Annotated in this window: 10 protein-coding genes; all 10 read left to right on the top strand. The window is 70.4% G+C overall.

The features are described from left to right. The first annotated feature begins 203 nt into the window (after nucleotides 1-203). The 10 genes from AC1RIF_RS13660 (at nucleotide 204) to pgeF (ending at nucleotide 13,100) form a co-directional block, all read left to right on the top strand. Nucleotides 204-1,853, top strand: coding sequence for a UDP-N-acetylmuramoyl-L-alanyl-D-glutamate--2,6-diaminopimelate ligase (locus AC1RIF_RS13660; protein ID WP_492601921.1), 1,650 nt, complete (start codon nucleotides 204-206; stop codon nucleotides 1,851-1,853). Continuing rightward, nucleotides 1,850-3,376 carry a UDP-N-acetylmuramoyl-tripeptide--D-alanyl-D-alanine ligase gene (locus AC1RIF_RS13655; RefSeq protein WP_492601920.1) on the top strand — a complete coding sequence of 509 codons (1,527 nt, stop codon included), beginning with the start codon at nucleotides 1,850-1,852 and terminating at the stop codon, nucleotides 3,374-3,376. The genes AC1RIF_RS13660 and AC1RIF_RS13655 overlap by 4 nt, the downstream gene beginning before the upstream one ends. Then, the gene (mraY, locus tag AC1RIF_RS13650; protein ID WP_492601919.1) at nucleotides 3,373-4,464 is read left to right on the top strand and encodes a phospho-N-acetylmuramoyl-pentapeptide-transferase; all 1,092 of its coding nucleotides are present in this window, start codon (nucleotides 3,373-3,375) and stop codon (nucleotides 4,462-4,464) included. The genes AC1RIF_RS13655 and mraY overlap by 4 nt, the downstream gene beginning before the upstream one ends. Nucleotides 4,465-4,467: 3 nt before the next feature. Continuing rightward, complete coding sequence (murD, locus tag AC1RIF_RS13645; RefSeq protein ID WP_492601918.1) at nucleotides 4,468-5,997, top strand: UDP-N-acetylmuramoyl-L-alanine--D-glutamate ligase; 1,530 nt, start codon at nucleotides 4,468-4,470, stop codon at nucleotides 5,995-5,997. Then, nucleotides 5,994-7,460, top strand: coding sequence for a putative lipid II flippase FtsW (gene ftsW, locus AC1RIF_RS13640; RefSeq protein ID WP_492601917.1), 1,467 nt, complete (start codon nucleotides 5,994-5,996; stop codon nucleotides 7,458-7,460). The genes murD and ftsW overlap by 4 nt, the downstream gene beginning before the upstream one ends. Then, entirely contained in the window at nucleotides 7,457-8,593 is a 1,137-nt protein-coding gene (murG, locus tag AC1RIF_RS13635) for an undecaprenyldiphospho-muramoylpentapeptide beta-N-acetylglucosaminyltransferase (protein WP_492601916.1), read from the top strand. Before ftsW ends, murG begins: the two co-directional genes overlap by 4 nt. Further along, nucleotides 8,590-10,080 (top strand): UDP-N-acetylmuramate--L-alanine ligase, encoded by a 1,491-nt coding sequence (gene murC, locus AC1RIF_RS13630; protein WP_492601915.1) that lies wholly within the window; start codon nucleotides 8,590-8,592, stop codon nucleotides 10,078-10,080. Before murG ends, murC begins: the two co-directional genes overlap by 4 nt. Further along, nucleotides 10,077-10,919: a cell division protein FtsQ/DivIB gene (locus tag AC1RIF_RS13625; RefSeq protein WP_492601914.1), complete on the top strand. Its 843-nt coding sequence runs from the start codon at nucleotides 10,077-10,079 to the stop codon at nucleotides 10,917-10,919. The genes murC and AC1RIF_RS13625 overlap by 4 nt, the downstream gene beginning before the upstream one ends. Nucleotides 10,920-11,139: 220 nt before the next feature. Then, complete coding sequence (gene ftsZ, locus AC1RIF_RS13620; protein WP_492601913.1) at nucleotides 11,140-12,363, top strand: cell division protein FtsZ; 1,224 nt, start codon at nucleotides 11,140-11,142, stop codon at nucleotides 12,361-12,363. Beyond that, entirely contained in the window at nucleotides 12,360-13,100 is a 741-nt protein-coding gene (gene pgeF / locus AC1RIF_RS13615) for a peptidoglycan editing factor PgeF (protein WP_492601912.1), read from the top strand. The genes ftsZ and pgeF overlap by 4 nt, the downstream gene beginning before the upstream one ends. The last annotated feature ends 9 nt before the right edge of the window (nucleotides 13,101-13,109 follow it).

The raw sequence follows: 13,109 nt of genomic DNA, 5'->3' as shown, positions 1-13,109 counted from the left end.
CGGGCCGCGTTCTGCCTGTCGGGGTGACGATTCCCACGTAACCGGTGTGTACCGGACGTGGTGGGTCGTGCCCGGGGTGCCGCCGCCGGTAATCTGACACGTCGGTCTCCGTCCGCGAGGATGGATACGACCGAACGAGACACCGAACCGATTCCTGATTCCGAGAGGACCCACTGCCTGTGCATCCGAGTCCGCAGCCATCCATGCCGGGTGCGGCGCCGGGGAGCGGTCTTCGCCCGACGAACCCGCCGCTGACCGACCTGGCGGACCTGGCCGACAAGGTCGGCGCCCGGATCGAATGGCTCGGATCCGATCGAGCGGATCGGGACGGGGTGGAGGCCCCCGGGCCGAGCTCCGTCACCGGTGTCGAATTGCGGGCGCAGGCGGTACTGCCGGGCGATCTGTTCGCCGCGCTGCCGGGAGCCCGCAATCACGGTGCCGAGTTCGTGGGCTCGGCGCTGGACGCCGGCGCGACGGCGGTGTTCACCGACGACGCCGGTCTCGCGCTGGTCGTCGGACACTTCCGTGCGTCCACCGACGTCCCCGCGTTGCCGGTTCTGGTGCACCCCGAACCGCGGCGGGTGCTCGGCGAGGTGTCGGCCACGATCTACGGCCGTCCGTCGGATCGGATGCAGGTCGTCGGCATCACCGGAACCTCGGGCAAGACGACGACCGCATATCTGGTCGAGGCGGGCCTGGCAGCAGCCGGTCGCAGTATCGGGTTGGTGGGCACGATCGAGACCCGCGTCGCGGGGGATCGGGTGCCGAGCGCGCTCACGACGCCGGAGGCGCCGCAGTTGCATGCCCTGTTCGCGGCGATGCTCGAGCGGGGAATCGACACCGTCGTGATGGAGGTGTCGAGTCATGCGCTGGCGCTCGGTCGTGTCGACGGCGTCCGGTTCTCGATCGGCGCGTTCACCAACCTGTCCCAGGACCATCTCGACTTCCACCGGGACTTCGACGACTACTTCAGCGCGAAGAGCCGCCTGTTCGCGGCCGATTCGACGGTTCGTGCGGAGCGCGCGGTGATCTGCACCGACGACGAGTGGGGCGCTCGGATGGCGGACATCGCCCACCGGGCGCACCCGGACAGGCCGGACGCCGTCACCACGGTCGCCACCCGCGGGCCCGGCGACTGGACCGCGGGGCCGGCGGAGGTGGTGCCGTCTGGCAGCCAGGATTTCGCACTCACCGGTCCGGACGGGGCGACGCGCACCGTGTCGTTGCGTCTGCCCGGGCAGTACAACGTTGCGAACGCGGTACTGGCGGTCGCGGTCTGTGCCGCGGCGGGCGCGGACGTGGACGCGGCGATCGCCGGGATCGGCGGGGTCGACGTGCCGGGCCGGGTGCAGCGGGTCGAACGGGGGCAGGACTTCCTGGCCGTCGTCGACTACGCCCACAAGCCGGCTGCCGTCGAGGCCGTGATCGCGACGCTGCGGGGGCAGACGGACGGCCGGATCGCGGTCGTCGTCGGCGCCGGCGGAGACCGCGACACCGGCAAGCGGGCGCTGATGGGCGAGGCCGGGGCCCGCGGAGCGGACCTGCTGGTGATCACCGATGACAATCCCCGCACCGAGGATCCGGCGACGATCCGGGCCGCGCTGATGCAGGGCGCGCTGTCGGTACCCGAGACCGAGCGCGGTGAGGTGCTCGAGATCGGGGACCGCGGGGAGGCCATTGCGGCTGCGGTCCACTGGGCCCGCTCCGGCGACGTGGTCCTGGTGGCCGGCAAGGGACACGAGATCGGCCAGGAGATCCACGGGGTGAAGTACCCATTCGACGACCGCGAGGTTCTGGGAGAGGCGATCGATCGGATCGCCTCCGACGACCCGGCACACGGAGGAAACGCATGATCCCGATGACGCTCGCCCAGATCGCCCAGGCGGTCGGCGGGACGCTCCACGATGTCGACGATCCGTCGGCGACCGTTTCGGGAACGGTGGAGTTCGATTCCCGCAAGGTCACGCCGGGCGGGCTGTTCCTGGCGCTGCCGGGCGCGACGACCGACGGGCACGACCATGCGGCTGCCGCGGTGGCGGCGGGCGCGGCGGCCGTGCTCGCGGCCCGCCCGGTCGGTGTCCCGGCCATCGTGGTCGAGCCGCTCGGGGCGTCGGACAGCGGGGCGTTGGCCCTCGAACACGACACCGACGGCTCCGGCGCCGCGGTGCTCGAGGCGCTGGCGAAGCTGGCGCGCGCGAGCATCGACCGGCTCACCGCAGACTCGGATCTGACCGTCGTCGGGGTGACGGGATCGTCGGGCAAGACCTCCACGAAGGATCTGCTGGCGGCGGTGCTCTCGCCGCTCGGCTCCGTCGTGGCACCGCCCGGTTCGTTCAACAACGAGCTCGGGCACCCGTGGACGGCGCTGCGGGCCGACGCCGACACCCGCTTCCTCGTCCTGGAATTGTCTGCCCGCGGCCGCGGGCACATCGCGGCGCTCGCGAGGTCCGCCCCGCCGCGCATCGGGGTGGTCCTCAACGTGGGCACCGCGCACCTCGGCGAGTTCGGTTCCCGCGAGGCCATCGCGGACACCAAGGGCGAGCTGCCGGCGTCGTTGCCGTCGGCCGCCGAGGGTGGCGTCGCGGTGCTCAACGCCGACGATCCGCTGGTTGCAGCGATGGCGCAGCGGACGCGGGCGCGGGTCGTCCTGGTGGGTCAGGCCGGCACTGCCGACGTCCGCGCGACCGACATCCGCCTCGACGATCACGCGCGTGCCAGTTTCACCCTGACCTGCGCGGCCGGCAGCATTCCGGTCACACTCGCGGTGCACGGCGAACACCAGGTCGGAAACGCGCTCGCGGCGGCTGCCGTCGCGCTCGAGTGCGGCGCGACGCTCGACCAGGTCGCAGCTGCACTCGGCTCCGCGCGCCCGGTCTCGGCGCGCCGGATGGAGGTCCGCGACCGGGCCGACGGCGTCACCGTCGTCAACGACTCGTACAACGCGAACCCGGATTCGATGCGTGCGGCGATCAAGGCGCTCGTGTCGATGGCACGGTCCGGGCGTGGCCCGGCACGCCGGAGTTGGGCAGTCCTCGGCGAAATGGCGGAACTCGGACCAGAATCAGTGGTCGAGCACGACGCGATCGGACGGTTCGCGGTGCGCCTGGACGTGACCAAGCTGATCCTCGTCGGAGCGGGCCGGCCCGTCCGCGCGATGTACCAGGGAGCGGTGATGGAAGGTTCTTGGGGTGACGAGGCAGTCCACGTACCCGACGGTGCGAGCGCGATCGCGCTGTTGGAGCGGGAACTCGAGGCCGGTGATCTCGTGCTGGTGAAGGCTTCTCAGTCGATCGGCCTGTGGGAGGTTGCGGACGCGGTTCTGGCGGCACCGGTCACGGACGCTGCGCAGATCTCCGATTCGGAGGCGCCGCAGTGAGGCAGATTCTCTTCGCCGCAGGTATCGCGCTCGCGGTTTCGATACTTCTGACGCCGGTCCTGATCAAGGTCTTCTCGAGGCAGGGTTTCGGGCAGGAGATCCGGGTCGAGGGCCCGGCGAGCCATCAGGCCAAGCGCGGTACACCCACGATGGGCGGCGTCGCGATCCTTGCGGGAATCTGGGCCGGCTACTGGGGTTCGCATCTCATCGGCATCGGATACGACGCCGAGGGGCCGACCGCGTCGGGTCTGCTGGTGCTCGGCCTGACCACGGCGCTCGGTGGTGTCGGGTTCCTCGACGACTTCATCAAGATCCGCAAGCAGCGCAACCTCGGTCTGAACAAGACGGCCAAGCTGGTCGGCCAATTGGTGGCCGCGGTCGTGTTCGGCATCCTGGCGCTGCAGTTCCGGGGCGGCAACGGGCTGACGCCCGGCAGCGTGCACCTGTCCTACGTGCGCGACATCGCGACCGTCAGCATGGGATCGATCGTCTTCATCCTCTTCTGCTATCTGCTCGTCAGCGCGTGGTCGAACGCGGTGAACCTCACCGACGGTCTGGACGGTCTCGCGGCCGGTTCGATGAGCCTCGTGCTCGGCGCGTACGTGATCATCACGTTCTGGCAGTACCGCAACGCGTGCAGCGGGCCGGGCAGCCTCGGCCCGTCGAAGGGCTGCTACGACGTCCGCGATCCGCTGGACCTCGCGCTGCTGTGCGCCGCCGGCGCCGCGGCGTGCATCGGCTTCCTGTGGTGGAATGCCGCGCCCGCGAAGATCTTCATGGGCGACACCGGTTCGCTCGCGCTCGGTGGCATGCTGGCCGGTCTGTCGATCACCACCCGCACCGAACTGCTGATGGTCGTCATCGGCGCGCTGTTCGTGGCGGAGGCCGCCTCGGTGGTCATCCAGGTGGCGGTGTTCCGGTCGAGTCGACGGCGGGTGTTCCGGATGGCGCCGTTCCACCATCACTTCGAGCTGGGTGGCTGGGCCGAAACCCAGGTGATCATCAGATTCTGGTTGCTGGCCGCGATCGCGTCCGCGATCGGTCTGGCCCTGTTCTACAGCGAGTATCTCGCGGCGATCGGGGGCTGACGCATGCAGTTCGACGGGACCGGGCACGGCGCGGGAGTGGACGCGGGGGATCTGGAGCGACTGCGCGGCGCGAACGTCCTCGTGACCGGTGCCGGCATCTCCGGCCGGGCGGTCATCGCGCCGCTGCACGACCTCGGTGCCCGGGTGACGGTGACCGACACCAATGCGGACGCCCTCGCGCGCTGCGGCGAGCTCGGGGCCGCCACGGTCCCGCTCGACGACCTGGTCGCCGACCCGCAGCGGGTGGCCGAGTTCGCGCTGGTGATCACGAGCCCGGGCTTCCGGCCCGACGCTCCGGTTCTGGCCGCGGCCACGGGCGCGGGCGTCCCGGTCTGGGGCGACATCGAGTTCACGTGGCATGTCGATCGGGCCGGGGTGTACGGCCCGCCGCGACAGTGGCTGGTGGTGACCGGCACCAACGGCAAGACCACCACGACGTCGATGCTGCACTCGATCCTCGATGCCGCGGGCGTGTCGTCGGCGGCCTGCGGCAACATCGGCCTGCCGGTGCTCGATGCACTGCGAGCGCAGGAACCCCGCGTGGATGTTCTCGCCGTCGAGCTGTCGTCGTTCCAGCTGCACTGGGCGCCGTCCGTGCGTCCCACGGCCGGTGTCGTCCTCAACATCGCGGAAGATCATCTCGACTGGCACGGCGGCATGGCCGGCTACACGGACGCCAAGGCGCAGGCTCTCACCGGCGGTGTCGCGGTCGTCGGCCTCGACGACGCGGTCGCGGCCACGTTGGTCGGTCGACCGCGTGACGGGCGCACCGTCGGGTTCCGGCTCGACGCGCCCGACGTCGGCGAGTTGGGTGTGCGCGGCGGGATGCTGATCGACCGGGCCTTCGCGGACTCGGTTCCGCTGGTCGCGGCCGACGAGATCAGCCCGCCGGGACCGGCGGGACTGTGCGACGCGCTGGCCGCGGCCGCGTTGGCCCGCGCGATCGGTGTCTCCCCGGCGGCGGTGGATGCGGGGCTGCGCGCGCATCGGGTGGGACCGCACCGGGCGGAGGTCGTCCGCCGGCTCACCGACGTCACGTTCATCGACGACTCCAAGGCGACCAATCCGCACGCGGCGCGGTCGTCGATCGTCGCGCACGACTCGGTGGTGTGGATCGCCGGTGGTCTACTCAAGGGCGCCCGCATCGACGACCTGGTCGCCGACGTCGCGCACCTGCTCGCAGGGGCGGTGCTCATCGGCCGTGACGCCGCTCAGATCGCGGACGCGCTCGCGCGACACGCCCCCGACGTCCCGGTCGTTCACGTGCGCGCGGGAGACGATGGGCCGGTGGTCGAACCGATCGCCGGAGCGGACGTGCTCCACCTCGATCTTCCCGCGGCCGACGCGGACACCGTGATGGCGGAGGCCGTGCGCGCCGCTGCGGCCATGGCCGCTCCCGGCGACACCGTGCTGCTCGCACCCGCCGCCGCGTCGCTGGACATGTTCGACTCCTACGGTCACCGCGGACGTAGCTTCGCGGTGGCGGTCACGGCACTGGCCGACATCGAGCCGGAGTCCGGGACCCACGGATGACCGGAGCCCCCGAGCGCGCGCCGCGCACCCGGATCGGTGCGTGGCTGGCTCGACCGCTGACGTCGTTCCATCTCGTCGTCACGATCGCGGTGCTGTTGACCGTGCTCGGGCTGGTGATGGTGTTGTCGTCGTCGAGTGTCGAGTCGGTGGCTCGGGACGGATCCGCGTACGGGAAGTTCGTCTCGCAGCTGATCTTCGCGACGCTGGGTCTGGTGATCTTCTACGTCGCGCTGCTGATCCCGATCCGGGTGCTGCGGACGTGGTCGTTGCCGGCGTTCGGTGTGACGGTCGTGATGTTGGCGCTGGTGCTGATTCCCGGCATCGGCACCAAGTCGCAGGGAACTCGCGGTTGGTTCGTGATCGGGCCGATCTCGTTGCAGCCCTCCGAACTCGCGAAGATCGCCTTCGCCGTGTGGGGTGCGCATCTGCTCGCCACGCGGCGGCGGGAGGGCGCATCGCTCAAGGAGATGCTGATCCCGCTGGTGCCGGCGGCGCTGCTGGTCTTCGTCCTGATCGTGCTGCAGCCCGACCTCGGAACCACCATCTCGCTCGCGATCATCCTGCTGGCGCTGCTGTGGTTCGCGGGTCTGCCGCTGAAGATCTTCCTCACCATGCTTCTGGCCGGTGGTGCGGCGGCTGTCACCCTCGCGCTGACCGCGGGCTACCGGTCCGCGCGCGTCCAGTCCTTCCTGAACCCGGGCGACGACGCCCAGGGGGCGGGTTATCAGGCGCGGCAGGCCAAGTACGCGCTCGCCGACGGCGGCGTGTTCGGTGGGGGGCTCGGTCAGAGCCGGGCCAAGTGGAGTTACCTGCCGAACGCCCACAACGACTTCATCTTCGCGATCATCGGCGAGGAACTCGGATTCATCGGTGCGGGCGCGGTGATCGGGCTGTTCGCGCTGTTCGTGTACACCGGCCTGCGCATCGCGCGGCGCTCGGCGGATCCGTTCCTGCAGTTGCTGACCGCGACCGCGACCGCGTGGATCACCGGTCAGGCGTTCATCAACATCGGCTATGTCGTGGGCATCCTGCCGGTGACCGGTTTGCAGTTACCGTTGGTCTCGGCGGGTGGCACGTCCACGGCGACCACGCTGTTGATGTTCGGTCTGGTCGCGAACGCGGCACGGCACGAGCCGGAGGCGGTCGCCGCACTGCACAGCGGGCAGGACGGACGGATGTCACGACTGCTGCGGCTGCCCAAGCCGGCGGCGTACATCCCGCCGCGCCCGCGCGGAGCGGCGGTGGTCCGCCGGACGGAGGCCCGGAAGGTCCAGCCCGTCCGTGGCGGACGGCCGGGGGCCGAGGACACGCGTGCCCTGCAACAGGGCCGATCCCGACGCCGGCCGGCGGACGACGGTCGACGACACAACGAGAAGCGGGGGCTCGACAGCCCCACGAGAGATCGGGGCCGCGCGGGCATTCCGCGCGACCCCCGTGCAGGAGAGCGAGGAACGCGTAGGTGAGCGGCGACAAGAGACGCCTGTCCGTGGTGGTGGCCGGCGGTGGCACGGCCGGGCACATCGAGCCGGCATTGGCTGTCGCGGACGCGATCCGTGCGCTCGACCCGTCGGCCGTGGTGACGGCGCTCGGGACCGAGCGAGGTCTCGAGACCACACTGGTTCCAGAGCGGGGGTACCCGCTCGAGCTGATCCCGCCGGTTCCGTTGCCCCGCAAGCCCACGATGGATCTGTTCCGGCTGCCGGGCCGCATCCGCCGCTCCGTCGCCGCTGCCCGCGCGGTACTCGATCGCACCGACGCGGACGTGATCGTCGGCTTCGGTGGCTACGTCGCGCTGCCCGCGTATCTCGCTGCCGGTGCGGGTCTGTCGAGACGACGCCGGAAGATCCCGATCGTGATCCACGAGGCCAACGCGAGCGCGGGCATCGCGAACAAGGTCGGCGCTCGTGCCGCCCGCCGCGTCCTGGCCGCGGTCCCGGGTTCCGGGGTGGCCGCACGCGGCACCGCGGATGCCGAGATCGTGGGTATCCCGGTCCGCTCGTCCATCACCGGACTCGACCGGGCGGCCTTGCGCGCCCAGGCGCGTGAGCATTTCGGTCTGCCGGCGGAGGGTCCGGTGCTGTTGGTGTTCGGCGGATCGCAGGGCGCGCGGTCGCTCAACGAGGCCGTCGTCGGCGCGGCCCCGCAGTTGGCGGCGGCCGGTATCTCGGTGCTGCACGCGTACGGGCCCAAGAATTCGGTGGATGTCGAGTCGAATCCGGACGCCCCCTACGTGGCGGTTCCGTACCTGACGCGCATGGACCTGGCGTACTCGGCGGCCGACGCCGTGATCTGTCGTTCGGGCGCGTTGACCGTCGCCGAGGTCTCCGCGGTCGGACTGCCCGCCGTGTACGTGCCGTTGCCACATGGAAACGGCGAGCAGGAACTCAATGCCCGGCCCGTCGTCGCGGCCGGGGGTGGGATGATCGTTCCGGATGCGGAGCTGACGCCGCACTACGTGTCGGAGACCGTGGTGCCGCTGCTAGCCGACCGGGAGCGGCTCGACGAGATGGGCCGCGCCGCGGCCGGTGCAGGCCACCGCAGTGCGGCGGCGACCGTCGCACAGATCGTTGTCGATGTAGCAAGGGGAAACCGATGAACGAGCAGCTACCCGCGGGTCTCGAGCGGGTGCACATGGTCGGCATCGGAGGTGCCGGAATGTCCGGCATCGCGCGCATCCTGCTCTCCCGAGGTGGGCAGGTGTCCGGCTCGGATGCCAAGGAGAGCCGCGGTGTGCTTGCGCTGCGGGCTCGCGGCGCGGTCGTCCGGATCGGTCACGATGCCACTGCACTCGACCTGTTGCCCGGCGGGCCGACGGCCGTCGTCACCACCCACGCCGCGATCCCGAAGGACAACCCGGAGCTCGTCGAGGCCGCGAGGCGCGGCATTCCGGTGATCCTGCGCCCCGCGGTCCTCGCGTCGCTGATGCACGGGCATCGCACGCTCCTGGTGTCGGGCACACACGGCAAGACCTCGACGACGTCGATGCTCGTGGTCGCGTTGCAGCACTGCGGATTCGACCCGTCCTTCGCGGTCGGCGGCGAGCTGAACGAGGCCGGGACCAACGCCCATCACGGCTCGGGCGAGGTCTTCGTCGCCGAGGCCGACGAGAGCGACGGCTCGTTGCTGCAGTACGACCCGGACGTCGTGGTGGTCACCAACATCGAGGCCGACCATCTCGACTTCTTCGGCACCAGTGAGGCGTACGTCCAGGTCTTCGACGATTTCATCGCACGGATCGCGCCGGACGGACTGCTCGTGGCGTGTCTCGACGATCCCGGTTCGGCGGCGCTCGCCCGGCGGACGGTGGAGTCCGGCAGCGCCGTGCGGGTCGTCGGCTACGGAACTGCGGAGGCGGCCGCGGCCGCCGGCCCGGTTCCGGCGGGTGTGGAGTTGCTGTCCTGGGAGGCGCGTGATGTCGGGGGAGTGGCGCACATCCGCTTCGCCGGCGAATCCGAGACGCGCACGTTGCGTTTGGGTGTGCCCGGAAAGCACATGGCGCTCAACGCGCTTGCCGCGTTGCTCGCGGGCGCGGACGCCGGCGCATCGGTGGACGAACTGCTCGAGGGGCTGGCCGGGTTCGGCGGGGTCCACCGCCGGTTCCAGCTCACCGGTCGCGAGCGTGGGGTGCGGGTGTTCGACGACTACGCGCATCATCCGACCGAGGTCCGGGCCGTGCTCGGCGCTGCACGGGAACTGGTCGACAACGACGGCCGGAAGGGTCGTGTCGTCGTGGTGTTCCAGCCGCACCTGTACTCGCGGACGGTGACGTTCGCGCAGGAGTTCGGTGAGGCGCTGGACCTGGCGGACGAGGTGGTGGTGCTCGACGTGTACGGCGCTCGCGAGGAGCCGATCCCCGGGGTCAGTGGTGCGCTGGTCGCGCAGGCTCTCACGAAACCTGTTCACTACCAGCCCGATCGGTCGCAGGTGCCGCGCCAGGTTGCCGGACTCGCCGAACCGGGAGATGTCCTGATCACGATGGGCGCGGGCGATGTGACGATGCTCGGCGGGCAAATACTCGATGCGCTGCGGTCGCGGCCCAATCACGGTGATCGTTCGACGGGATCGGGTTCGGAGCCGCAGTGACGGCGGATGGTCGGGGTCGAACCCGCAGCGGCCGGCCCGACGCGCGGCGGTCGCGCAGTGACCGGACACGCCGGAGTTCCTCGCGCCAGGCGCCGCCCGGTCGGCGTGACGACGGTGGAGCGGATCCGGATGCGAAGAACACGGACCGCGGCTCGGAGGAGCGGGCGCGCGCCCGTTCGTTGCGGCGCAAGGTTTTCCTGATCGCGACCGCCGTCGTGGTGGTGCTCGGCGGACTTGGTGCGGCGCTGTGGTTCAGTCCGCTGATGTCGGTCCGCCAGGTCGAGTACGTCGGTGACGGGTTTCTCACCGCGGAGGAGGTCCTCCCGGTCGCGGGGATCGAGAACGGTACTCCTCTGTTGCGTGTCGACACGGCGGCCGCGGCCCGGCGGGTGGCGGGTATCCCCAGGGTGGCCGAAGCGCGCGTGCAACGGGAGTATCCGTCGACCGTGCGGGTGACCGTGCGGGAGCGGATTCCGGTGGTGTTCTTCGATTCCCCGGACGGAACGCACTTGATGGACGAGACCGGGGTGGACTACGCGATCGAGCCGCCGCCGTTCGGTGTGGTTCGGCTCGTGACGCCGACGCCGACCGAGACCGACCACGCCACCCAGGCAGCGCTGGAGGTGCTCGGGTCGCTTCCGGAGGCGCTGCGGGTCCAGGTGTCCGAGGTTGCCGCACCGACGATTTCGAGTGTCTCGGTTACTCTGGTGGACGGCCGTGTCGTGGTGTGGGGCGGTGTCGACGATTCCGAGAGGAAGTCGGCGGTGGTTTCCGCACTGTTGACTCAGCCCGGTCGGATCTTCGATGTGTCGAGTCCCGAACTGCCCACAGTAAAGTGATGGGTGGTCCGGAGGCTCACGCCACGAGCGGATCGGGGGCTCCGGCCCCGCAAAAACTTGGCGCGTGTCGGCGCGCCTGCTGGCGGATCGCTGTGGCACTGCATAGCGTTTCGCTCCAAGGGACTACTTGACATAACCTTAACCCTGTGGTTGAGGTTGAGGGTTTTCCACACTCACCCCTAGTACGAGCGCGAAATCCACTCACGGAAGGCGAGAGCCCATGACGCCCCCGCACAACTACCTCGCCGTAATCAAGGTCGTCGGTATCGGCGGCGGCGGCGTCAACGCGGTCAACCGCATGATCGAGCAGGGACTCAAGGGAGTCGAGTTCATCGCGGTCAACACCGACGCGCAGGCGCTGCTGATGTCCGACGCCGACGTCAAGCTCGACGTCGGCCGTGAACTGACCCGTGGTCTCGGCGCCGGCGCCGACCCGGAGGTCGGCCGCAAGGCCGCCGAGGATCACAAGGACGAGATCGAGGAGGTCCTGAAGGGGGCCGACATGGTCTTCGTCACCGCGGGCGAGGGAGGTGGCACCGGTACCGGTGGTGCCCCCGTCGTCGCGAGCATCGCCCGCAAGCTCGGTGCCCTCACCATCGGTGTCGTCACGCGTCCGTTCTCCTTCGAGGGCAAGCGCCGCGGATCGCAGGCCGAGTCCGGGATCTCCGCCCTGCGTGAGTCCTGCGACACGCTGATCGTGATCCCCAACGATCGGCTGCTGCAGCTCGGCGACGCCGCAGTCAGCCTCATGGACGCGTTCCGCAGCGCCGACGAGGTGCTCCTCAACGGTGTCCAGGGCATCACCGACCTCATCACCACGCCGGGCCTGATCAACGTGGACTTCGCCGACGTGAAGAGCGTCATGTCCGGTGCCGGCAGCGCGCTCATGGGAATCGGCTCCTCCCGCGGGGAGGGCCGCTCGATCAAGGCGGCCGAGACCGCGATCAACTCGCCGCTGCTGGAGGCGTCGATGGAGGGCGCTCGCGGCGTGCTGCTGTCGATCGCCGGTGGTTCGGATCTCGGCCTGTTCGAGATCAACGAGGCGGCGTCGCTGGTCCAGGAGGCTGCGCACATCGACGCGAACATCATCTTCGGCACGGTGATCGACGATTCGCTCGGCGACGAGGTGCGCGTGACGGTGATCGCGGCGGGCTTCGACGGCGGGGCGCCGGCCAAGCGCCCGCTCGAGGTCCAGTCGGCCATCGGTCGCGGGAACATCGGCGCGGGACGCGCCGGGGAGGTCGGTCAGTCCGAGCGCACCGCGGCCGCAGCCGGCGAGCCCGCACCGACGACGACGGCGCCGACGACCCCCCGCGAGCCGGTCGGCGCGCCCACGGGGTCGACGCTGCCGCCGCTGGGCAGCAGTGCTTCCCGCGCAGTACCGGTCAGCAACGAGGAAGCCGAGGACGACGACGTCGACGTGCCTTCCTTCATGCGCCGTTGAGCGGGCTCTCCGTGACGGGTGTCCGGGTCCGGCGGGTCGTCACGACCCGGTCCGGTGGTGTGTCCGCGGCGCCGTACGAGTCGTTCAATCTCGGTGATCATGTCGGCGACGATCCGGCCGCGGTGGAGACCAACCGCCGCCGGCTCGCCGACGGCATCGGGCTGCCCTTCGAGCGTCTGGTGTGGATGGAGCAGATCCACAGCCGCAATGTGACGGTCGTCGACGGTCCGGTGGATGGTCCGGTGCCCGCGACGGACGCACTGGTGACCAAGGTGCCCGGCCTCGCGCTGGTGACGTTGAGCGCGGATTGCGTCCCGATCCTGCTGTCCGATGACGAGGCCGGCGTCATCGCCGCTGTACATGCGGGCCGGATCGGTGCCCGGATCGGGATCGTGCCCAGGGTGATCGGCGCGATGATCGAGCAGGGCGCCCGGCCGGAGCGGATCGGTGCGTTCCTCGGCCCCGCGGCCAGTGGTCGTCAGTACGAGGTTCCGGCCGCGATGCAGGCCGACGTGGAGAAGTTCCTGCCCGGCAGTGCCACCCGCACAGTGAAGGGCACGCCGGGGCTCGATCTGCGTGCCGGCCTCCGCCGGCAGTTGCTGGCCGCGGGGATCTCGGGTGTTGCCGAGGATCCGCGGTGCACGATCGAGGATGCGACGCTGTTCAGCCACCGCCGGGAAGCGCCCACGGGCCGCCTGGCAGCGGTGATCTGGATGGATCCACTCGGAGAAGAGTGACGGGATCGA

It is taken from the genome of Prescottella sp. GW823-FHT02E09, assembly GCF_058797375.1.
The sequence above is the reverse complement of the archived record's forward strand: the minus strand, read 5'-3'. Positions and strand labels throughout refer to the sequence as shown.